Source organism: Streptomyces sp. NPDC048192, from assembly GCF_043202415.1.
GTDB lineage: Bacteria > Actinomycetota > Actinomycetes > Streptomycetales > Streptomycetaceae > Streptomyces.
The window spans coordinates 182,997-205,225 of sequence record NZ_JBIDAL010000017.1; the positions used below are offsets into that span (position 1 = coordinate 182,997).

A 22,229-nucleotide genomic window follows, 5' to 3' on the forward strand; every position below is an offset into this window, starting at 1 on the left:
CCGGACATGTCGAACACAGCCGTACAGCCCTCGCCCCGGCCCGCGACCGGCCGGCCCCGGACGCGGACGCCGTCCCGTGCCCGCACCTGGCCCCTCCTGCCGCTCGGCACCGCCGCCCTGCTCTTCGCGGTCGGTGGCCGGTGGGACATTGCTGCCGCCGCCTGGGTCTTCCCCGTCCTGCTGCTGCGCTTCACCCGGTTGAGCCGCCCCTGGCCGGGCGCCCTGTGGGTCTGGTCGGCGCACTGCGCGGCGGCCGCGTTCTGGATCCAGGAATCGGCGATCGGGTGCAACGCCGTGGTGCTCGCCGGGGCCCTCGCCCTGAGCGCCCTGCAGACCCTGCCGTTCGTCGCCGACCGGTTGCTGCACGTCCGCCTGCACCCGGCGGCCGCGTCCCTCGTCTTCCCGGCCGCCGTCGCGGGCGTGGAGTTCCTGATCACCCGTGTCTCCCCGTTCGGCACGGCGTACGGCTCCCTCGCCGTCACCCAGCACGCGGACCTCCCGCTCCTCCAGATCGTCGCGGTGACCGGCCCGTGGGGCGTCGGCTTTCTGATCGCCTACGCCGCGAGCACCCTCAACGGCATCTGGCAGCATGCGAGTTGGCGCAGCGGCCTGGTGTGCGGGGCCGTCCTGCTCGGCGTGCTGCTCGCGGGCGGCGCCCGACTGGCCATCCTCCCGCCGCACGGCCCGACCGTGCGGATCGCCGGTGTCACCCCGGCCCGCGGCGCGACCGCCAGGCTCAAGGCCACGCTCGCCCGGTACGGCGACGCGCCGGGAGGCGTCGCCGCCGCCCCCGCCGCCGCGGTGCGGCCCGCGATGACCGCGGTCGAGGACGACCTGCTCGCGGCCATCCGCCGTGAGGCCGCCGCGGGAGCGAAGATCGTGATCTGGCCGGAGGAGGCAGTGCGGGCCCAGGAGCAGGACGAGGCCGCCGCCGTCGCCGCGGCGCAGCGGCAGGCCCGCGACTCGGGCGTGTACCTGGAGATCGGGGTGCGCCTCTACAGCACCGCCGCGCCGGCCTACGGGCGCGACGAGGCGCTGCTCGTCGACCCGCGCGGCAAGGTGCTGTGGACCTACCAGAAGGCCCACCCGATCCCGGGATCCGAGCGTTTCACGCCCGGCGACGGCCGGGTCCCGGTCGTCAGCACCCCATACGGCCGCCTCGCCGGCGTCATCTGCTACGACGCCGACTTCCCGGCCCTGATGCGCACCCGGGCCGACATCATGCTGGTGCCGTCGCACGACTGGAAGGAGTACGGCGCCGCGCACACCGCCAAGGCCGCCCTGCCCGCCGTCGAGAACGGCTACGCCCTGGTCCGCCAGGACGCCGAAGGCGTTTCGGCCGCCTACGACGCCGAGGGGCATGTGCTCGCCACCGCGGACTTCTTCACGACCGACCGGCAGACCATGGTGGCCTACGTCCCCGTGCACGGCGCCACGACGGTCTACGGCCGCGTCGGCGACGCGTTCGCCTGGCTCTGCCTGACGGCGCTCGCCGCGCTCGCGGCCACCGCCGTCCTACGGCCCCGGCGCCCGGCGGACCGGTGAGGCACCGGGCGACTGCCGCGCGCGCCGTCCACTCCGTCACGAAGACGCCTTCGCCCGTGGAGGCGCTGCCGACGGACAGGACCGCGAGAAAGGCAGCGGTGTCCCTCAATTGGCGCCGGACGCTCACCGCGTCGGAACGTCGTGGGCGGTGCCGTCCGTGATGGCCTGCAGTTTGTCGGGGTTGGCGACGTTGTGGACGGCGGTGATGCGGCCGTCGGGGCCGAAGTCGAAGGTGACGGTGGCGATCACCCGGTCCGGAGCGGTGAACACGATGCCCGGGCCGCCGTTGATCTCGAGGAGTTCGGCGCGCATGTCGGCGGGCTGGACGCCCTGGTAGGCGACCGTGCCGATGGCCGCGAACCACGAGGCCACCGTCTGTGCCCCCACGACCGGTTTGAGCGCCTGACGGACCTTGCCGCCGCCGTCGGTCCACAGGGTGACGTCCGGGGACAGCAGCTCCATCAGGGTGTTGATGTCACCACCGGTCGCGGCGGCGAAGAACCGCTCGGTGACCTCGCGTTGCCGGGAGCGGTCGGCGGCGAACCGGGGCCGCCGGGCCCGTACGTGCTCACGCGCTCGGTGCGCCGCCTGTCGTACCGCCGCCTCGGACCGTTCCACCGCCTCCGCGATCTCGGCGTGGCTGAAGCCGAAGACCTCCTTCAGCACGAAGACCGCACGCTCCAGCGGGCTCAGCGTCTCCAGCACCACTAGCATCGCCATCGACACCGACTCGGCGTCCGTGACCGCGTCGGCGGTGTCGCCGCTGGTGAGGATGGGCTCGGGCAGCCACGGGCCGACGTAGGTCTCGCGCCTGTGCCGGGTCGAACGCAGGCGCTCCAGCGCCACGTTGGACACGATCCTCGTCAAGTACGCCTTGGGATCGGCCACTTGGGAACGGTCGGCGGACGACCACTTGATCCAGGCGTCCTGCACCGCGTCCTCGGCGTCGGCCGCGGAGCCGAGGACGCGGTAGGCCACGGAGAACAGCAGCCTGCGGTAGTCATGAAAGACCTGCTGGTCGGCGCTCACTCGGCACCCTCGGTGACGCGGGTGAAGCGACCGCCGTGCGGCCAGAACGCCCCCGAGGCGGGCATCTTCTTCATGCGGCCGAACGTCGGCCACGGCGAGGCAGTCACCGTCTCCTTGTACCGGACCGCCGGCCGACCGGTCAGATGAATGCGTCGCGGACTGTCGTCGGGGCGGGTGAACTGCACCACGGCGTCGTGGCGGCCCAGGCTCACCGGTGTGTGGTAATAGCCGAAGCGGAACGGCTTGGGCCGCTTGCCCTTCAGTGTGCGCACGATCGACACCGCGGCGTGCACGCCGGTCGGCATCCCGCCCTGGCAGGTGCCGTGCATGACGCCGTATCCCTGCCGGATCGCCGCGGCGTCACCGACGGCGTACACGTCGGGATGCGACACCGAACGCAGCATGGCGTCGGTGACGATGCGGCCACGTTCATCGACGGCCAGTCCGGCGGCGGCCGCCAGCGGCGACACCCGCGTGCCGCTCGTCCACAGGACGACGTCAGCGGCGACGCTCTCCCCGCCCGCCAGTTCCACCGACCCCGGCAGCACCTTTGCCACCTCGACGCCGCTGCGCACCCGGACACCGAGGCGGCCGAGCGCCGACTGCAGATACCTCCTGGCCCTCGGGTTCATGGCGGCACCGGGTTCCTTCCGGCCCAGCAGCACGACGTTCAGCTCCGGGTGCCGCTCGGCGATCTCCGCGGCCGACTCCACGCCGGTCAGCCCGCTGCCGACGACCACCACCGTGCCGCTGCCGAGCCGCGACAGCCGGTCGGCCAGCATCTCGGCGTCCTGGAGGCTGTCGAGGGTGTACGCGTGGTCGCCGACGCCCGGCACCGCAGCGGTGTCGGCCACGCCGCCCAACGCGTACACCAGGGTGTCGTAGTGCAGGACCCGGTCGTCGTCGATCCGCACCGTCCGTGCGTCCGCGTCCACCGCCGTCACCCAGCCCCGAACGAACTGTGCACCCGTCCCCTCCAGCAGCTCCGGAACGCTCAGCTCTGCAAGCTGCTGTCCGGTCGCCGTCATGTGCAACCGCAGCCGCTCGATGAACCGCTCCTGTGCGTTCACCAGGGTCACCTGCACGTCCTCGCGCCGCTTCACCCGGGACGCGAGCTGTATGACCGCGGACATGCCCGCGTAACCCGCGCCCAGGACCAGAACGCGGTGGGTGGTGTTCTCCGTGCCGGTTTCGTGCCGTGCGCTCATCGCCTTGCCCTCCTGCACTCGCTGTTGACGACCAGGGGATGGAGGCCGCGGGCCAGTCCGTGACATCAGATCGATGTGATGCATGACACAGTGCCTTCGTGGTCCGGTTCGCGGACTCGGCGTTCCTGACCCTGCAGCGCGTGCACAGCCGGAGGGCCTGGTGACCGGCGTCGTGCCCGTCCGGGACGGCGAGGTCCCGGACGGGCCGTGTCGCCTTTCTGCCGTGACGCCTGGCGTCTTTCACCAGCGGCGTGGCGTACCGACGATCACGGCGGGTCGATGCTGAAGACCACGCGGTGGCCTGTGTACTCGTTCAGTCCCCACAGGCGGCCGGAGGCGGTGCTGTACGAGAGGTTCTGCGTGAGGCTGGGTGACCGCGTGATGACGGAGGGCTCTCCTCCCGACGCAGACGCCCGGTGGATGCACGAGTAGGCGCCGCGGGCGATGGGGTCCGCAACCCAGCTCGTGGGGCACTCGCCGGCCATGTAGTACCAGGTTCCGTCCGTGGCCACACCCTGCATCTGGTAGACCGGCGTGCTGTAGGCGGCGCCGGCCGTCGTCGTGCCGACGGTGGAGCCGTTGTCGGCGCGCGGCAGATCGGTGCTGTCGTTCAGGGGCCACCGGATGACCCGGCCTCCGGCACCTGCGTCGTGCGTGCGGTACTCGCCCGAGACCAGGGCGGGTCCCCGGGACGACCGGTCCAGGCTCAGCGAGCCCAGACACGCCCTGCCACTGCCGCCGGCGCATGCGCGCGGATCCAGGCCCCGGGCACCGGTGTAATAGCGGCCTTGCAGCGGCAGGGCCCACTGGTGGTAGCGAGCAGAGGACACGCCGCCCCGGATGCCGACGTCGCCGCTCGAGGTGGAACCCATCTTCCACAGGTACTGCATGTCGAAGACGAGCAGTTCGCCACCGTTGGCCACGAACAGCTTGTTGCCGTACCAGACGATGCCGTCGGCATGGATGTTGGTGACCGGTATGAAGTCGCCCGAGTCGGCGTTGCCCGTCGGCTGTACGAGCAGGACGTGGCCGTAGGTGACCGAGGTGCCGGTGGACTCGGCGATGGTGATGCGACCGTACTGGTTCTCGGTGGTGCCGTCGCCGTAGTACCAGGACGCGAGGTAGAGGTGGTGGCCGTCGTAGGTGTCGCCCGTCGCGTCGTGGGAGGCGGTCAAACCCTGAGGGTGCCAGCCTCCGCCGCTGGAGTAGGCGCTGGTGTCGTCGTCGGTCGTGTCCCAGCAGAACCCGTCGTACTTCAGGGATCCGTCCAGGCCGGTGTCATGGCACAGCGCCGCCCGTCCCGTGTGCTGCCCGGACTCGGCCACTTCCAGGGGCGTCACTCGCTTGACGGCGCCGGTCTTCTCCACCCCGCGGATGGCATCCCCGTAGGCGTCATAGTCCGACGTCCGATCGATGTTCAGTGTGAAGGAGCTGACCGTCGAGGACGGCAAAGGAGCGAACGGCGTGGCAGCCGCAGCCGGCGACGCGGACATCAAGGTCGCCGCGACAACGGTCAGACCCGCGCACACGGACCCCCACAGTCGCCAACTCATCGAGGAACCAGGTGATTTCACCGGCGCAGGATACTATCGGCACAACCGACGTCCGACCATCTCCGACCGCGCCGGGCGGACCTGGCCAACCTGTCACATGAAGATGGGACATGACCCGGTTCCGGGCCGAAGCGGCAATGAGTCCGCTGCTCGCCGGCGGCTGCCGTTCAGGGCAGTGTCCAGAACCGGACCGTGACGAAGTAGAAGACGACGGCCCAAAAGCCCATCGCCGCCACGACGACGCCGAGGCCCCGAAGGTTGGCCCTTGCGGGTTCGTCCGGTGACGGCCGCAGCCACCGCCCGAGCAACGGGTTCACGTAGAAGGGCATGGTGAGGAAGGTCATGAGAAAGCTCGACAGCAGGTTTCCCACAAGCAGGCCGATCCAGAGCGGCAGGTGCAGCGGGGACAGAGCAAGGGTCAGCAGTACGACGGTCGGGTACAGGCCGACCCAGACGGCGAGGGAGGTCCTGGTCTCGGAGGGCGGCGGCGGTGCCTCCTTGCCGTCGCCCTCGAAGGCGAACCAACTGCCGAACGAATTGTCGATCGTGTGCAGCTTGTAGTCGCTGAACTTCTCGCCCTCGGCCAGGATCTCCTGCCGTTCGGGCGATGTCAGCCATGCGTCGAGGTGTTCGGCGCTGTCGTAGCGGTACAGCGTGGTCCATTCCTCCTGTAGCCCCTCGATGGGGCGGAAGAGTTCCGTGCCGCGGAACCCCTCGAACTTGCTCTCCTCCCGGACCATGTGGTGCTGCCAGGCGAGGAAGTCGTCGACGTGGTCGGGATGGACGCGGTGGGTGACCACCACGGTGACCAGCGGATCCAGCGACTGTGTGCCGCTGCTGACCACCTGCTGGGTCGCCGGACCGTCGAAGTACTTCGCGCCGACGTCGAGATAGGTCTGCCTGGTCTCGCTGTTGATCCACGCCTGCAGATGCGCCACCGAGTCGAACCGGTACACGACGACCCAGTCGGGCTGCAGCGGCGTCGGCGGTGAGATCTCGGCGCCGAGGAAACCGGGGTAGTAGGAGGCGGCGGTGTTGAGGCCCTGCTGCCACGACTCGAACTCGCGCTCCATCCCGGGCAGGACCTTCTGGCCGATGATCGCCGTCGCCACGGCGCCGATGTTCTTCCCGGTGTTCATGGTGGCTCAGCCTGCCGGAACCGACTGCGCGGCGGGGAGTCGGCCGTAAATGCGTTCCGGAGTCAGCGGCAGCGCGCGGTAGCGGACGCCCGTGGCGTCATGCACCGCGTTCGCGAGCGCGGGCGCCACCGGGTTGATGCAGCACTCGGCCATCCCCTTGGCCCGCATGGGCCCCACCGAATCCGCCGAGCCCACCAGGAGCACCTCGGTGCGCGGGATGTCGGCGTAGGCGGGGATGCGGTAGTTCCGGAGGTTGGGGTTGACCATGACGCCGTTGTCGTCCATGTGATGGTTCTCGGTCAGCACGAAGCCGATCCCCTGGGCGACGCCGCCCTCGATCTGTCCCCGGACCTGCGCCGGGTTGATGATCACTCCCGCGTCCGCCGCATGCACGCTGTACAGGATCCGTATCTCACCGGTCACGCGGTGCACGGCGACGCGGAACCCCTGCGTATTGGAGGTGACGCTCCGGGGAGAGCCGTATGCCTTGCGTGCGGCGGTGAAACGGATGCCACGCGTCCGGGCCACCGCGACGAGTTCGGCCAGCGACACCCGCCGGTCCCCGCAGACGACGCCGTCGTCGTCCATCGTGCACATCACGACATGGACGCCCGTGTGCGCGGCGGCGAAGTCCAGGATGCGGTCGCGCACGGCATTGGCCGCGCGCAGAACCGCGTTGCCCGCCACGAAGAGGCCCGCGCTCGCGAAGGCGCCCGTGTCGAATCCCGTGCGGTCGGTGTCGGACTGCACCAGTCGGATCCGCGAGGGTGTCGTGCCCAGCTGGTTGGCTGCGATCTGGACGTGGGCGGTGGAGGTACCCTCTCCGAACTCGGGGGTTCCGACGGCGAGTTCGTAGATGAGATCGTCGCCCAGGGTGACCCAGGCCTCGGAGAGGTGTTCCGTGGGGGGCGCGGTCTCGTGCAGAGAACTCGCCACGCCCGTTCCGACGAGCCACTCGGGGCCGGGAGGGGACTGGCCGGCCGTGCGGGCCAAGGCATCGCCCACCAGGTCGATGCACGTGGCGAGTCCGTCCTCGGTGAAGATCACGTCGTCGGGGCCGTCATCCATGGCGACCAGGGGCTCACCGGGCCGCACGATATTGCGCCGGCGCAGTTCCAGCGGGTCCATGTGAAGGACGCGGGCCAGTTCGTCCATCGCCGACTCCACGGCGAACGCCGGCTGCGTCATCCCGTAACCGCGCAGCGCCCCGCTCGGCACGGTGTTCGTGTAGACGGAGAACGCGTCGTACTTCTTGTTGGGGCAGCGGTAGATCATGACGGCGGCTCCGCCCGCGTGCAGCGTTTCGCCGCCGTGGTTGCCGTAGGCGCCGGTGTTCGACACGTTGCGTACCTGGAAGGCGGTGAGCGTTCCGTCCGCCTTCGCGCCCAGCTTGACCGTCAGCGTCATCGGGTGCCGCGGCGATGCCGTGGTGAACTCCTCCTCACGGGTGTACTCGAGACAGGTGGGCCGTCCGGTGTCCAGGGTGGCCAGGGTGACCAGGTCCTCCGCGATCACCTCCTGTTTACCGCCGAATCCGCCGCCGACGCGCTTGCAGAACACCCGCAGCTGGTCGGGACGCAGCGCGAAGAGGTACTCCAGCTTGACCTTCGCGATCGACGGTGACTGGGAACTGGTGCGGACGTTCAGCCTGCCGTCCTCCATCCAGGCGATCGAACCGTGGGTTTCCAGATGCGCGTGCTGCACCCGCGGTGAGGAGTACGTGCCTTCGTGGATCACGTCGGCCGCGGCGAATCCCGCGTCGACGTCACCGATGTGCGCATGGATTTCCAGCAGGATGTTGTGGGCGGGGTCGCGGACGAACGGATCGTGGGCGCCGTGCAGCTGGGGTGCGCCGTCGGCCATCGCCGCCTCCGGGTCGAACACCGCCGGCAGCACCTCGTACTCGACCGCGAGACGCCGGCAGCCCTCCTCGGCCGCCCCGACCGTGTCGGCCAGGACCGCGGCGACACGCTGGCCTGCGAAGCGTACCGTGTCGTCGAGGATGTAGGTGTCGTCCGGGTCGACCAGGTGGTCGGTGTGGATCGCCGTGGTGAAGCGTCTGCGGGGTACGTCTTCCCAGGTGTAGACCCGGTGGACGCCGGGTACCGCGAGGGCGGCGCTCTTGTCGATCGAGAGGATCCGGGCGTGCGCGTGGGGTGAGTGCAGCACCTTGAGGTGCAACATGCCGTCGATGTGTGTGTCCATGGTGAACTCGGCGTGACCCGTCACCACGTCATGGCCCGCGGGAGCGCCGACGCTCGTCCCGACGGCCTTGCCCGGTGCTGCCTCCTCCACCGCGCTGACGCCCCTCACGGCGTCCTCGATCGCCCGGTATCCGGTACAGCGGCAGAGGTTGCCCTTCAAAGCCCGTGGCAGATCCGCCTTCTGGTCCTCGGTGAAGGTCGCCGAGGTCATGATCATCCCTGCGGTGCAGAAGCCGCACTGGAACCCCGGGGCCTCCTCGAACTGCCGCTGCACGGGATGCAGGGCGCCGGGCCGTCCGAGGCCCTCGATCGTGGTCACCTCACGGCCGTCCGCCCGGAACGCGGGGGTGATGCAGCTGTGAACCGGTACGCCGTCCAGCCACACCGTGCAGGCTCCGCAGTCGCCCGCGTCGCACCCTTTCTTGACGCCGAAGTGGCCGAGTTCGCGCAGAAAGGTACGCAGGCACTGGCCGGGGGCTGGTTCCCGGCCGAAGTTCCTGCCGTTGACGAGGTAGCTCATGCCAGGTCCCCAGCCGTGAGTTCGCGGCAGATCTCCTCGGCGAAGTGCCGGGTGAGATGCCGGCGATGATCGGGGGTTCCATTGGGATCGGCGAACCAGACGTCGGCCGGCACGGCGTCGATGGCCTGCCGCAGGGTCGGAACGTCGGGCAGGGAGTCGAAGGCGATGCGGACCGGCCGCGTGGTCCCGGCAGTGACGGTCAGCAGCAGATCACTCGCTCCCAGCCGCTGCGTGCCGACGAGGAACACCGTCGAACGGCCCAGCCGGGTCAGCGTGAAGCGACGGTGCGCGGTGCGTTTGCGCAGGGCGTGCTCCGGAATGGCGATACGCCGCAGGATCTCCCCCGGGGCGAGGACGTTGCGGTGGTCGCCCGTGACGAAGTCGAGGGCGTCGACGCAACGCACGGAACCGTCGCGCGCCCACAGTTCGTACTGCGCCTCCAGCGCGACGGTCAACGTGATCATCGGGCCGGCGGGCAAGGACATGCAGATGTTTCCGCCGACGGTCGCCGCGTTCCAGACCTTGAACGAGGACAGGAAGGCCTCACAGCTCTTCCGGAAGAGGATTCCGGCGGTCCAGGCCTGCGGCCACGGGAAGGCGTACAGGTCGCGGATGCTGCACGTGGCACCGATCTCCAGGCCCTCGTCCGTCGGCACGAGAGGCTCCCAGCCCAACGCCGTCAGATCGATCAGCCGTCGCAGGTCCGGCTGCTCCGCGGAATAGAGCCATGTTCCGCCTGCCAGCCAGGCGTCGCCCTCGTGCCAGTCCACACCTGGCCGCTCGGACGGTCGCCGGATCACTTCGGTGATGGTGTTCAGGTCCATGAAACCGACCTACAGAAGTACGGACCTACGGGAAGGCAACTGTCTTCCGGCCTGGTGGTTTCCCGCTGACCGATCAGACGTCGTCCACCCATGCCGCGACGTCCGGGGCGACCGAGCCGCGAGGGAGTACCGGGCACAGACGTCTCTGCTCAAGCCTATCGCAGCATGCGGACGACGGCTCGACCGATGGATGACTGTAGGCGTTCGAGGCACTCCGGACTGTAACCGTGTTCATCAGTCGCCCACATCGCCGGCCGACCCCGGAGGGGCTGAGAAACCGGCATGATCGTCCTGCCGCTGCCCGGTGAGCCGGGTGACATGCGCTGCGCCGCCGGCGTGCAGGACGCATGCCGGCATGATCGTCCTGCCGCTGCCCGGTGAGCCGGGTGACATGCGCTGCGCCGCCGGCGTGCAGGACGCATGCCACCTCGGCGACTCTCCCCCGCACTCCGGGCCCTGAGCGCACAGGCCGAGCGACTCAACGAGCTTCGCCGGAGCTGCCGAGGCCACTACGGGCGGCGGCGGCACCCTGCTCGCTCTTCACCCGGCCACGTCCCCGCCTCCGCCCTGGCGCCGCTGCTCCGATCCTGGGGCGCAACCACTGCTTCATGACCATCGGCTCTCGCCTGCGCAAAGCCAACGGCGTCCTGGACACCCACACGCCGGCAATATGGGTCGGCAAGGGTACCGGGCGCGATGGTCGCGGCAGCCTGACCGGGCGGGGCAGCGGCCGCACAACCAGATGACCGCTTCGCAGTTGAAGTGACGTCCGGTTCACGCCCCCACGGGTGAAGGGAGGGTGAGCCTCACTTGCAGGTGCCGCTGCCGGAGTCGTGGTACTGCAGAGCTGTCGAGTCGAAGCCCGGGCCCGGCAGGACGGGCTTGTAGTCCCAGCTGTAGCCGTTGGGCTTGAGAGTGAGCTTCATTCCGCCGAAGGCGCCGGCCTGGGCGGTGACCACGTTGGGGTTGTCGTAATTCCCCGGCGTGCCGGCGAGGGTGTCGAGGGCTTCGCCGCCGGAGCCGACGATGAACTCCGGGATGCCGTGGTCCGGGTCGTACTGGCCGGCCGGGTTCATCGGGCGGAGCCGGGCGTACGCGTGCTCGTGACCGTTGAGGACGAGCGTGGCGTGGTGCTGGTAGAGGAGTTTCCACCACGCGTCGGCCGCCGCGCCCTCGATGCCGCCGGCGCCCGGCGCGGACGCCGGAACCGCGGCAGTCGAGGCCGTCGTGGCGCTGAACGTCGGCTGGTGCCAGTACGCGATCGTGCACGGACGCGTGTTGGCGGCCAGGTCCTGCGAGAGCCACTGGGTCTCCTGACCGAGGAGGCCGTTGTCCGTGGTGGAGCAGTCCTGGTTGAACGCGTCGGAGTTGCACTCGGCATTGAGCGAGACGATGTGCCAGTTGCCGAGGTTGTAGGAGTACCACCCCTGCCGGTCGGCGGTGTCGTCGCCGGCCTGGCCCTGCGCGTTCGGTGTGCCGGCCTGGTCGTGGCCGTTGAAGTAGCCGAAGTAGCCGGCCCCGTTCTGCGCGGCCTCGTTGTCGCCCTTCTTGGTGTACGAGTAGTACTCGTGGTTGCCAGGCGCCGGACGCTCGAGCATCTTCAGCCCGCCCCATGCCTGCTCGAAGGACTGCTCGAAGTCGGTCAGCTTGCCGACCTGGTACTGCTCGTCGCCCAGCAGCGCCACGGCGTCGGGGTGCATGTCGGTGGCCTGCTTAGCGGTGGCGAACTCGGCGCGCACACCGCCCAGAGCCGGGCTGCCGCACTTGAGCGACGTGGGCGTGCCGGCGTTTTCGGAGTCGTCGGGCTCGCAGGCGATGTCACCGACAGCCGCCAGGGTGTACGACGCCGAGCCGTGGTGTGCGTAGGGCCAGTCGTTGCCGCTCTGGTGAGCGGCGGCGACGGCGGTGCCGGTGACCGCGAGGACGGCCAGGCCGACAGCTGCGGCGGAGACCTTGGTGGCGCGTCTCATGCGCGTGTCCTTCCAACTGGAGGAGTGATCAGCGCACGTTAAGCAGTAGATCCGGCGGCCGCTACCAACACGTTCCAACGGCCCGGTGAACTGCTCTTCCTCTCACCTGCCGCCAGCCGGGAGGGAGCGTGATCATCCGGTTCGCCCTCCCGGAAAGTCCCTTTGCCGGTCTTCCGCCCACAGCGCCGCCACTGCTCCGGAGCCCGACGTCACCAGTACCACGGGACACCACCGCCCCCCGGTCCCGCAGCGGCCGGTCGAAGGAGCGGAGTCCCGCGCGCTACCCCGTCCGGGCGATGGATCGAGACATCATGCGATTTGCGCTATTGGATCACCATTCGCTCCGTTATCCAGGTGGTGGAGTTGCCCTCACCGAAGACGGGCGTCCCAAGCCGAGGAGAGTGGAAACGATGAAGACGACGTCTCGATGGCGTTCTGTTGTGGCGTCAGCAGCCGTGGCCGCTGCGTTCTTTGCCGTGCCGCTGGTAGGCGCGACGACCGCCTACGCCGACGGCCACCCCGCCACCCCGCAGCAGGCACATACGCCTGACCACGGGCGCGGCTCGAACGAGCGCGACTGCGAGGAGCACGGCTCCGACGAGCAGGGGTGCAAGGAGCACGGGTCCGACGAGCAGGGCTCGGACGAGCACGGGTCCGACGAGCACGGGTCCGACGAGCAGGGCTCGGACGAGCACGGGTCCGACGAGCACGGGTCCGACCAGAAGGGCTGCAAGGACCACGACTCGGACGAGCACGGCTGCGACAGCGACGAAAAGCACCCGGGCAAGCCGGAGCTCGCCCACACCGGTGCCGACCACACGAAGGAAGCGGTCATGGGCGGTGCAGCCGCCACTCTGATCGCGGCAGGCGCCGGCACCATGCTGATTGCCCGCCGCCGCAGCAACTCGTAACCCCGACTCAGCACATCCACCGCCCCTAAGGTGTTCCGGTCACACGCCGAACGCTCCCAGGCATCCCGGCGCATCCTTCGCCTGCTGGTCAGGAAGGCGCAACCGGCCGCCGCCCCGCCAGGGGCGGCGGTCCCTGGCCGGCCGACCGGTTCGTTCGTCCGCAATGAGCTGCTCGGCCACGCGGCAACCGCTGTCCACCGCTACGCAGCCACGCTGCACGCCCCGACCGCGGACCCGGGTGCCAGGAAGGCTCGGGAAGAGAGCAAGTGAACGCGAGCACAGCCGGCGTTCGGCCGGCTTGGCCGACCTTCCCAGGGACCGCGGGCCCGCCACCGATCCGTCAGGCGAGCTCACGGCCGCCCGTATCGCCGACCTCGCCCACGCCGTGGAAGACCCTGAAGGCACTCTGAAGGCCCGGGCCCGGCACCTGGTCTGCGCCCCGCACCGCGTTCTGCCTGGACGCCGGCAACGTACAGCGGCAGGCTGCCGACGACACGCCCAGCGACTGCTGACCGCCGGGGTCCGGTACGGCGACGGCCGAGCAGGCACGTGCCCACACCCACTGGTGCGCCGGCCAGTCCTACTCCTCCGCCGTCCCGGCCACGGCGCCCCCGGCAATGCCGTCTCCCCTACGGACCCCACCACCTGGCGGTGGACCGACGCCTGGTTCGACCAGCATATGGGCGCCCCGCCGGCCGGCGAGCTGCGCCACCTCGTGATCGACACCAGCCGCAACGGCCGGTACGCCCGGAACCCGACACCGGGCGAGTACGGCGGAGCCCCGGAGGCCGGTCGGGCGGAGTCCGCCGCCCGGCAGAACGGGAGCGGCTCTTCCGTACGGCTGGTTCACCGCGTGGCTCCCCCCGGTTGCACGTTTGCGAAGGGTGGAAAGCTATGCTCGTGACCGGGAACTCACCCCGGGCGCCCGGCGGTTGAGGGCCGCAGCGAGCCGGAGCCTGCTGCAGGGTCCCGAACCGGTAGCAGATGGGAACCGGCCGTCTTGCCCGGTGCGTGCGAGGGCGCAGGAACGCAGGAACACCGAGGACATGAACAGGGGGCGGCACGGGGTGCAGAAAGGAACCCGGGCGGTGCTCGCGGGAGTCGCCACGGTGGTCGTCGCCGCGATGCTGGGACCGACATGGGGTCACACGGGCAGTACGACGGACGGCCGTCCGGGCGACCGGGGGCCGGTGACCGCCTCGCCGTCGCCGCCGCTCTACACCTCGGAGCGGCCGCCGGCGGACCAGAAGTCCGTGCCGGATCCGCACCTGCCCGCTCCGGTGGTGAGCATGGACATCGCCCACGCCTCGGACAAGGGAGCAGACGCCGTCGATATCACCATCGACGACGGTCCGGATCCGGTCTGGACGCCGCGCGTGCTGAAGGTGCTCAGGGACAACGGCGTCAAGGCGGTCTTCTGCATGACCGGGGCGAACGCGGCCAGGTATCCCGACGTGGTGCGGCTGGTCGTCTCCGACGGGCACCGGCTGTGCGACCACAGCGTCCGCCACGACACGGCGATGGACCGCAAACCGGCCTCCTACCAGCACAGCGAGGTCGTCGACGCGGAGCGGATCATCGAGCGCGCCTCCGACGGGGTGAAGCCGCTGTACTACCGCGCGCCGGGCGGCGCCTTCACCCCGTACAGCCGCCAGATCGCCGCATCGCTGGGGATGCGCCCGCTCGGCTGGAACATCGACACCGAGGACTACCGGCGGCCCGGGGTCAGGGTGATCGTCGACACCGTGGAGCGGGAACTGCGCAACGGTCCCACGATCCTCTTCCACGACGGCGGCGGGGACCGGTCGCAGACGGTGGCCGCGCTCGCCGCGCTCCTGCCCCGGCTGAAGGAACAGGGCTACGCGTTCGGCTTCCCGGTGCGGTGAGGCGGCCGAGCGGGCCCACGCACGGCGGAGTGAATCCTGGCATTTGGTTCATAAATATCATCCCACAGGCAGGTCGTGAATCAATTACGCCGAGTTGGTGAACATGTCATGCATGCAGAGGGTGCCTGACAGGGCGTAAAGGGCCCACCGGCCCGTCGGACATGGACATCCAGAGGCACGACCTTGACCTCGACCGCGCTCGACATCTCACCTCACCCCCGGAAGTCCCGGCAAACCGGGCCCTTTTCCGCTCCGCGGCGGCCGCGCCGCCCCGCCCCCTGGTCGACGTCCTGGAGACGACGGCGGCGCTGCACCCGCACGCACCCGCGCTGGACACAGGCGCGGAGGCGCTGTCCTACCGGGAGTTGTGCGCCGAGCCCCGCACCCGGGCGCGACGTCTCACCGAGCGGGGTATCGGCCCCGGCGACCGGGTGGGCGTACGGTGCCGTCGGGTACCGCGGAGCTGTACCTGTCGATCATCGCGGTCCTGCACTGCGGAGCGGCCTACGTGCCGGTCGACGCCGACGATCCCGAGGAGCGCGCGGCCACCGTGTTCCGTGAGGCCGGCGTCTGCCACGTGCTCGGCCGCACCCGCAGCCCGCCGAGCCGGCGCCGCCGTCCAGAGCGGCCACGGGCTCCGCACCCGCTCCCTCGGACGGCGCCTGGATCATCTCCACGTCCGGCTCGACCACGCGCCCAAGGCGGTGGCCGTCACCCACCACTCCGCGGCGCCCTTCGTCGACGCGGAGGCCGGAATGTTCCTCCGCGACCGGCCACTCGGCCCCGGCGACCGCGCCCTTGCGGGTCTGACGGTCGCCTTCGACGCCTCCTGCGAGGAGAGGTAGCTGGCCTGGCGGTCAGGCGATGCTGCGTGGCTCCTTCGGGCGCCGCACCGGACGCCTTCTGCCGTGCGCCTCGCCGTGGTGGCCCGCGTGGTGCCGGGGGATGCCGGTCTCGGTCCCATTCTCACCTTCCGTTGAACTTTGCCTTTCATGGCGCTGAACTTCGCCTTTCATACCGCGGCTAGGTTCCCAGCAGAGTCAGGGTCGGCTTTGCAGTCAGGAGACCGGTACGGTGAAGCGACGCAACGTAGGCGTCAGGATCTACGCCCCGCTGGCCAGCGGGCTTCTGGCCCTGTTGGTAGGCGGCTGCGGTGCGAGCGGTGGCAGCGCGACGGGTCCTGCGGCGACCTCGTCGGCGTCCGCCACCTCCGGCGGCAGGCCCGGGACCGCGTCGCACGGTGCGGCCGAAACTGCCGCCTGGCACAAGTGGGGCCTGATACCGCTGCCCGCGGCTCCCGAACCCCCGGCGGACAAGCCCATCAAACTGTCCGCGACCGGCCCGGTTCCGGTCTTCAGTCACGTACCGACATCCCAGAAGGTCGTCTTCATCACCGTCGACGACGGACTGGAGAAGGACCCCAGGTTCATCGAGATGATGCGGGACCTGAAGGTCCCGATCACGATGTTCCTGATGAACGACGCCATCAAGTCGGACTACGGGTACTTCAAGCCGCTGCAGGCGATGGGCAACCACATTCAGAACCACACCCTGCACCATCCCGCGATGAACACCCTCCCACTGGCCCGCCAGAAGAAGGAGGTGTGCGGCGACCAGAAGATCCTCACGCAGCAGTACGGCACCGCGCCGCTCCTCTTCCGGCCGCCCTACGGCGCGTACAACAACAACACCAGGATCGCCGTGGGAGCGTGCGGGCCCCGAGCGATCGTCTGGTGGCGCGAGACCATGCAGGTGCGCAATATCCAATACCAGGAACCCGACAAGAAGCTGCGTCCCGGCGACATCATCCTCGCCCATTTCCGCGGCCCGGCGGAGCTGAAGGGCGCCACCATGACGGAGATGTTCGCGAATCTGCTCAAGCGCGTTCGGGAACAGGGCTACGCGGTGGCGCGCCTGGAGGACTACATCCAACCGCCGGCCGGACACTGAACCGACCCCGGCGACGTCACGCCCTCTCGCACGGTGTCCCGGGGAGAGACTCCCCACGGGAATCCCGGGTCGAAGACCAAGGAAAGCCCCGGACAGGCCCTCGCACGGAAGCGCGGGCGGGTGCCGGGCGGAAAGCGCAGGCAGGAAACAGCCCATGGGACTCACGAGCAACAAAGTACTGATGCTGGCGATCGTCCTCGCCGTCGTACTGTTCCTCGGCACGGTCTGGCTGTGGCCTCGCCTGGCCCGGCAGGACTGGCGGACCGTCAGCGGGCGGGCCTGCCTGCTGCTCACCACCCAGCTGGCGCTCTTCGCCTCGGTGGGCCTCGCCGTGAACCAGGCCTTCGGTTTCTACGCCAGCTGGGCCGACCTGTTCGGCCAGGAGAACGGCCAGGGAGTGGTCGTCGACCACACAGCGGGCGGCAACAGCCCCCTCCATGTGGTCTCCACGTCCAAGGTCATCGGTGCGAGCAGCACACTGCCGCAGGTGGCCGGGCAGGTGCAGAAGGTCGACATCATCGGCCGGACGACCCACCTTGCCGCACCGGCGTACGTGTACCTGCCCCCGGAGTACTTCCAGCCGAAGAACGGCGCACGCAAGTTCCCGGTGTCCGTGGTCCTCACCGGTTATCCCGGCACGGCCGAGGCGCTCGTGAACAAGCTGCACTACCCGAGTACCGCCCTGCAACTGGCCAAGGCCGGGAAGATGCAGCCGATGATCCTGGTGATGCTGCGCCCGACCGTGGCGCCGCCGCGGGACACCGAGTGCGTCGACGTTCCCGGTGGCCCGCAGACCGAGACCTTCTTCGCGAAGGATCTGCGCGATGCGGTGATGGCCCAGTACAGAGTGGACAAGACGCCCGCCAGCTGGGGCATCGTCGGCGACTCGACCGGCGGCTACTGCGCGCTCAAGGTCGCCATGCACCACCCGGCCTCGTACGCCGCCGCGGCCGGCCTGTCGCCGTACTACAAGGCGCCGCTCGACCCCACCACCGGCGACCTCTTCCACGGGGACAAGAACCTGCAGAATCGCGCCGACCTCTTCTGGGCGATCAAGCATCTGACCGCGCCCGAGACGTCGCTGCTCGTCACCAGCAGCCGGGTGGGCGAGCACAACTACAAGGACGCGCTCAAGTTCATCAAGAGTGTGCAGGACACGAACGTGACCAGGATTTCGTCGATCATCCTCCCGAGCGGCGGGCACAACTTCAACACCTGGCGGCGGGAGATCCCACCGATGCTGCAGTGGATGAGCGAGCGACTGGTGGCGCACTGAGCCATCGGCGCCGACTGCCCCGCGGTAGGTCGGGAAGCCGCATGCCGACGGCGGAGATCTCTCCGGACGCAGGCGGTATCCCATCCAGCTGACCTCTCGTCAGCGCCGCCATGGACTCAGTCTCCCGTTCGTTCAAGGTTCGGCAATGACCGGCGCGGCCGTTGAACCGCCCGTGCGCGCGGCACGTACCGCGATTGGATCCGTTGTGCGGGGCGATCCGGTCCTCTGTCCCTCCGCCGCGCCCAGAAGGGTCCGCACTGTCACGACCGTCGTGCGCCCGCGCGACCGTGGGCGACTCCCCACGGAAGGACGCACAGTGAGGAGCACCGCAGTGGCCCGCAAGGACCTGACACAGTCGTCGCGTACTGCGCGGCGGGAGCACGCCCGGCACCGGAAGCTGTCGAAGATGTCACTCGCGCTGATCGGCGGCCCCGTGATTCTCGCCGTCGTCGCGGGGTCGGTGTTCGCGGCGGATGTCCGTGCCCAGCACCGCCCGCAGGGGAACCAGACCGCGCGACCCGACGCGGCGGGCGGCAAACCAGACCCCAGCTGCACGCTGCTGGTGCCGGACAATCCGCTCACCGCCCGCGGCCTGGCCACGCCGTACAGACTCGTCGCGACCGATCCGGCACAGGGCCCCTGTCATGAGGCCAACCCCGACCAGTCGGCGTTCGTGGAAGCAGCGATCATCACCCCGAACGGCAGGCTGACCGTCTACAACCCGTTGGTGATCGACAAGGGGACGAGACCGGCCGCGCCCACCGTCCGGCCCTCCGTCCCGCGCGGCTCGACGGTGGGCATCTGGTTCGGTTTCAACGGCGCCGACCTGACCTTGCGGGCAAGTGGCCGTCGGGCCGCTCCATCCCGGGGTCAGTGTGTCAACGGCCTGCCGGGTTCGGTCTTCGGCCAGTTCGCGTACTGCAATGCGTCGGCCTTCTTCCGGGCCGCCAACGCCCAGATCGCCAAGGGGCACCTCAGGGTTCCGGCGCTCGGGAAGGCCAAGGACGGCCTGCCCTGCCCGACCACGCGGGACTTCTCCGTGGTGGACCAGGACGGAAGCGACAACGTGGTGACCCACTACCTCGCCGACGCGCACGGCCGTACCGCGCAGAACAACGCCGCGAGCAGGGCCGCGCTCAAGAAGGCCGCACGGCTGACCAACCGCGGCGACCGACATCACCGGCACAACGGCAGGGCCGGGTCGGCGACCAAGCGCGCCCCCAGGGACCTGGCCAACGGCAGCGACAACCTGTTGCTGACCCAGTTCATGGACCCCGCCCTTGGCTGCAAGCCGTTCACCGCGCCCGACCAGTCGGGCGACGGCCGGGCCACCCCCGCCCTCGCGCTGGACGAACTGTCCGCCGCGGCACACCAGAAAGCACCGATCGCGCTGGTCCCGCGGAACGACCCGATGACGCTCGTCGACGGCCGTGACAGCGTCGCGAAGACCAACGCGTACCGCACCGGAGTCGACATGCCCGCGGTCCGTGCCGGAGCCGATGGTGACGGAGCGGCCTTCTGCACCACCCTCTTCCGTGATCCGGCCGGCATCCAGCGCGTCTTCAAGGACAAGGCGCTCTTCGAGAAGGCGCCCTCGCCGGACCCGGCCATGGCGCCGAACCTCTTCGGTTTCCTCGCGGCACGGGCCAATCAGACGTTCACCAACCTGGGCTGTGATCATCTCCTCGGCGCCGCCGACCCCGTCGTCCTCACCACGAACGCGGACGGCATGGTCACCGACGCGGCGTTGACCGTGCCCGGCCGGACATCACCCTCGGCCGCTCCGACGACCAGCACATCCCCGTCCACGTCGCCGAGCACACCGCCCGCGTCGCCGAGCACCCCGTCGGCCGGCAGGGGCGCAGGTCCGACCGCCACCACCCCGGCCGCCTCGCCGACGAGCGGCTCCGCCACCCCGGCCCCGACGACCCAGCAGCCTCAAGGCCACCGCTACGGCTCCCCGACAGCCCGATGACCCCGGGGTGTGGCATGGACGTAGCTGCGGGCTGTGACAGCTGATCTTCGCCTGGCCCTGAGACGGGGCCGCCGCTGCCCACGCCACTCCCGGCTGCGGCGGTGACGACGAGGCGCCGCGCCGCCCCAGGGTCGGCGCGGCGCCGGAGAACCGGACGCCACGATGTGTGGGTGGACGCCGGCCGACACGCCCCGATGAGGCAGGAGTCAGAACACCACCTCTCACACGCAACCTGGAACACCACATGGGCCGCCAGTGCGCTGACGAAGCATCAGACAAAGCCAACTGCGAGTTGTAACCTGTCGTCACACCAGGTGCCAACCATCAGCGGACGCTACTCGGGGGAGAGCAGGATGGCCTTGCAGGTGCGGCCCACCAGCGGCCGGTCGAAGGAGTCCATACCCTCCGACGAAGGGCGCCGGCTCTCGCTGTTCCAGCTCTTCGGGCTGGCCGCCGGAGGATCGATCGGCTCCGGTTGGCTGTTGGGCGCCGTCGACGCCTACGACAAGGCCGGTGCCTATGCTCCGTGGGCCTGGCTGATCGGCGGGCTGGTGATGCTGGTCGTGGCCGGTGTCATGGTGGAGTTGGGGACGGCAGCCCCGAAAACCGGAGGGCTCATCTTCCTTCCGCTGCAGAGCAGTGGGCCGCTGGTGGCGATCGTGGCCGCGGCGGGGCTGTGGATCTTCTACGCGATCAACACCGCCAGCGAGTCCATGGCCATGACCAAGGGCCTCTCCTCCGAGCTGCACACGTCCTTGATCGGTCCCGGGACCACCCTGACCGCCTGGGGCTGGGTCTGCACGCTGGTATTGATGGCGGTGATCTCGGCGACCAATCTGCTGGTCCCGCGGCTGGTGCGGATCGGCAACTCCTGGCTGACCGTGGTGAAGGTCATGGTCCCGCTGCTCACCATCGTCCTGTTCGTCTTGTCGGGATTCGATCACCCTCACGGAGCCGGGGGCGAGGCCGAGCACGGGTCCGCAGGCGCCGGGGGGTTCGGCGCGGTCCTGGCCGCCGTGGTGGACAGCGGGGTGATCTACGCCTATGTGGGGTTCCAGGGCCCACTGGACTTCGCCGGAAACGTCAAGGCCGAGGGTCGGCTGACCGAGTCCGCCCGGCTGCGTTGGGCGGTCTACGGCACGATCGTCGGCACAACCGTCCTCTACATCCTCCTCCAGATCGTCTTCAACTCTCGTCACGGGCAGTGGGATCCGGGTCGTCCGGACTCCCCCTACACCCAGTTCGCCTTCGCCTCGTCGATGGCCTGGCTCGGGTGGTGCCTGCGGATCAACTCGGTGCTCTCTCCCATGGGCGCCGGGCTGGTCTTCACCCATGCCCTGACCCGCGAGGTCGCCACGCTCAGCCGCGCCCATCTCACCCACCGGGGCCTGCAGACGATGCGTACGACCACCCTGCGCGGCAGGGACGTCTACTGGCTGGTGCTGGCGGTGGACTTCGTCGTCGGGGTGGTCGCGCTGCTCGCGATGGGCGGGCGATGGCACAGCCTGGTCGCGGCCGACGGGGTGCTGACCCTCGTCGTGTACGCCGTTCCCGGCGTAGCCCTGGTCTCCTTGCGCGACAAGCTGCCGGCGGTCTCACCGAGCCGCAATCGGGTCCGCCGGCACGCGGCCTGGATCAGCTTCGTCCTCATCGCGTTGATCCTTTACGGAGCCGGCTGGACAGACCTCTGGCACGGGATGGCCGTGCTCGCCGCCGGCTGCCTGCTGCTGCTCGGATTGCCGGTCCTGGCACGGCAGTTCCCCACGCTGGGACGGTTCTACGACGCCCGGGAGCATGTGACGCGCTTTCGCCGGCTCGGCTCCGACCCGGCCGCTCAAGCTGGGGCATACCTTCTCGGCATGCTGGCACTGCTGCTGATGTGTACCCTGCTCGGCAACCCGAAGCCCGGTACTCCCCACCATCTCGCGTTCTATCTGTGGGGCGGGGGTGTGGGGGCCATGGCCCTGGCTACGTTCTGCGGCATGGTGTGGGCCTCGAAACGTCATATCGGGCGCGTGGAGCCGCTGCTGCCGCCACCGACCTCGCAGCTCCGCGAGCGGGAGCAGGGGCGGTCCCGGGAGCCGCAGCCGTAACGTCACACTCAGAGCTAGGCAGTTTCGTTTGGATCAGTCGGTCGTTGGTCGGGGTGTGCCGTTAACAGATGCGCAGTGGGCGCGGATCGAGCCGTTACTCCCGGACCGCACGCCGAAGCGGGGTGGTCGCTGGCGGGATCATCGTG

Annotated in this window: 15 protein-coding genes and 1 pseudogene; 9 read left to right on the plus strand and 7 right to left on the minus strand. The window is 69.7% G+C overall.

The genetic code is table 11. The annotated features are described in order from the left end of the window. Window positions 1–6: 6 nt before the first annotated feature. Complete coding sequence (locus ACGFZN_RS31910; protein WP_393861914.1) at window positions 7–1,545, plus strand: nitrilase-related carbon-nitrogen hydrolase; 1,539 nt, start codon at window positions 7–9, stop codon at window positions 1,543–1,545. A gap of 123 nt (window positions 1,546–1,668) precedes the next feature. Here the strand turns inward: ACGFZN_RS31910 and ACGFZN_RS31915 are convergent, their stop codons facing one another. The 6 genes from ACGFZN_RS31915 to ACGFZN_RS31940 form a co-directional block, all read right to left on the minus strand. Next, window positions 1,669–2,574, minus strand: a complete 906-nt coding sequence (locus ACGFZN_RS31915; protein WP_393861915.1) for an RNA polymerase sigma-70 factor — start codon at window positions 2,572–2,574, stop codon at window positions 1,669–1,671. After that, on the minus strand, window positions 2,571–3,782 hold the full coding sequence (locus tag ACGFZN_RS31920) for an NAD(P)/FAD-dependent oxidoreductase (protein ID WP_393861916.1): 1,212 nt from the start codon (window positions 3,780–3,782) through the stop codon (window positions 2,571–2,573). The genes ACGFZN_RS31915 and ACGFZN_RS31920 overlap by 4 nt, the downstream gene beginning before the upstream one ends. Before the next feature lie 266 nt (window positions 3,783–4,048). Then, window positions 4,049–5,149 (minus strand): hypothetical protein, encoded by a 1,101-nt coding sequence (locus ACGFZN_RS31925; protein WP_393861917.1) that lies wholly within the window; start codon window positions 5,147–5,149, stop codon window positions 4,049–4,051. A 353-nt stretch (window positions 5,150–5,502) separates the two neighbouring features. After that, entirely contained in the window at window positions 5,503–6,474 is a 972-nt protein-coding gene (locus tag ACGFZN_RS31930; RefSeq protein ID WP_393861918.1) for an antibiotic biosynthesis monooxygenase, read from the minus strand. 6 nt (window positions 6,475–6,480) lie between these two features. Beyond that, the gene (locus ACGFZN_RS31935) at window positions 6,481–9,198 is read right to left on the minus strand and encodes a molybdopterin-dependent oxidoreductase (RefSeq protein WP_393861919.1); all 2,718 of its coding nucleotides are present in this window, start codon (window positions 9,196–9,198) and stop codon (window positions 6,481–6,483) included. Continuing rightward, window positions 9,195–10,022, minus strand: a complete 828-nt coding sequence (locus ACGFZN_RS31940; protein WP_393861920.1) for an FAD binding domain-containing protein — start codon at window positions 10,020–10,022, stop codon at window positions 9,195–9,197. Before ACGFZN_RS31940 ends, ACGFZN_RS31935 begins: the two co-directional genes overlap by 4 nt. Window positions 10,023–10,606: 584 nt before the next feature. Between ACGFZN_RS31940 and ACGFZN_RS31945 the strand changes: the two are divergent. Beyond that, a pseudogene (locus tag ACGFZN_RS31945) lies at window positions 10,607–10,726 on the plus strand (DUF5701 family protein); the annotation flags it as partial. 102 nt (window positions 10,727–10,828) lie between these two features. Here ACGFZN_RS31945 and ACGFZN_RS31950 read toward each other — a convergent pair. Further along, window positions 10,829–11,992: a metallophosphoesterase family protein gene (locus tag ACGFZN_RS31950; protein WP_393861921.1), complete on the minus strand. Its 1,164-nt coding sequence runs from the start codon at window positions 11,990–11,992 to the stop codon at window positions 10,829–10,831. A gap of 476 nt (window positions 11,993–12,468) precedes the next feature. Here ACGFZN_RS31950 and ACGFZN_RS31955 point away from each other — a divergent pair, with 476 nt between their 5' ends. The 7 genes from ACGFZN_RS31955 (at window position 12,469) to ACGFZN_RS31985 (ending at window position 22,083) form a co-directional block, all read left to right on the plus strand. Continuing rightward, a complete protein-coding gene (locus ACGFZN_RS31955) occupies window positions 12,469–12,903 on the plus strand; it encodes a hypothetical protein (RefSeq protein ID WP_393861922.1) in 435 nt (144 codons plus the stop codon). Window positions 12,904–13,949: 1,046 nt separating this feature from the next. After that, a complete protein-coding gene (locus tag ACGFZN_RS31960) occupies window positions 13,950–14,789 on the plus strand; it encodes a polysaccharide deacetylase family protein (protein ID WP_393861923.1) in 840 nt (279 codons plus the stop codon). Between the two features lie 557 nt (window positions 14,790–15,346). Beyond that, window positions 15,347–15,634: a hypothetical protein gene (locus ACGFZN_RS31965; protein WP_393861924.1), complete on the plus strand. Its 288-nt coding sequence runs from the start codon at window positions 15,347–15,349 to the stop codon at window positions 15,632–15,634. Window positions 15,635–15,863: 229 nt separating this feature from the next. After that, on the plus strand, window positions 15,864–16,739 hold the full coding sequence (locus ACGFZN_RS31970) for a polysaccharide deacetylase family protein (protein WP_393861925.1): 876 nt from the start codon (window positions 15,864–15,866) through the stop codon (window positions 16,737–16,739). Between the two features lie 154 nt (window positions 16,740–16,893). Next, a complete protein-coding gene (locus ACGFZN_RS31975; RefSeq protein WP_393861926.1) occupies window positions 16,894–18,015 on the plus strand; it encodes an alpha/beta hydrolase in 1,122 nt (373 codons plus the stop codon). A 316-nt stretch (window positions 18,016–18,331) separates the two neighbouring features. Continuing rightward, complete coding sequence (locus tag ACGFZN_RS31980; RefSeq protein ID WP_393861927.1) at window positions 18,332–19,990, plus strand: hypothetical protein; 1,659 nt, start codon at window positions 18,332–18,334, stop codon at window positions 19,988–19,990. A gap of 353 nt (window positions 19,991–20,343) precedes the next feature. Continuing rightward, on the plus strand, window positions 20,344–22,083 hold the full coding sequence (locus tag ACGFZN_RS31985; RefSeq protein ID WP_393861928.1) for an APC family permease: 1,740 nt from the start codon (window positions 20,344–20,346) through the stop codon (window positions 22,081–22,083). Window positions 22,084–22,229 lie beyond the last annotated feature (146 nt).

What these genes read in the sequence shown, in the direction of transcription:
- ACGFZN_RS31910 (WP_393861914.1), top strand. Translation starts at nt 7, where the DNA reads ATGTCGAACACAGCCGTACAGCCCTCGCCCCGGCCCGCGACCGGCCGG.
- ACGFZN_RS31920 (WP_393861916.1), bottom strand. Translation starts at nt 3,782, where the DNA reads ATGAGCGCACGGCACGAAACCGGCACGGAGAACACCACCCACCGCGTT.
- ACGFZN_RS31930 (WP_393861918.1), bottom strand. Translation starts at nt 6,474, where the DNA reads ATGAACACCGGGAAGAACATCGGCGCCGTGGCGACGGCGATCATCGGC.
- ACGFZN_RS31935 (WP_393861919.1), bottom strand. Translation starts at nt 9,198, where the DNA reads ATGAGCTACCTCGTCAACGGCAGGAACTTCGGCCGGGAACCAGCCCCC.
- ACGFZN_RS31940 (WP_393861920.1), bottom strand. Translation starts at nt 10,022, where the DNA reads ATGGACCTGAACACCATCACCGAAGTGATCCGGCGACCGTCCGAGCGG.
- ACGFZN_RS31950 (WP_393861921.1), bottom strand. Translation starts at nt 11,992, where the DNA reads ATGAGACGCGCCACCAAGGTCTCCGCCGCAGCTGTCGGCCTGGCCGTC.
- ACGFZN_RS31960 (WP_393861923.1), top strand. Translation starts at nt 13,950, where the DNA reads ATGAACAGGGGGCGGCACGGGGTGCAGAAAGGAACCCGGGCGGTGCTC.
- ACGFZN_RS31975 (WP_393861926.1), top strand. Translation starts at nt 16,894, where the DNA reads ATGGGACTCACGAGCAACAAAGTACTGATGCTGGCGATCGTCCTCGCC.
- ACGFZN_RS31985 (WP_393861928.1), top strand. Translation starts at nt 20,344, where the DNA reads ATGGCCTTGCAGGTGCGGCCCACCAGCGGCCGGTCGAAGGAGTCCATA.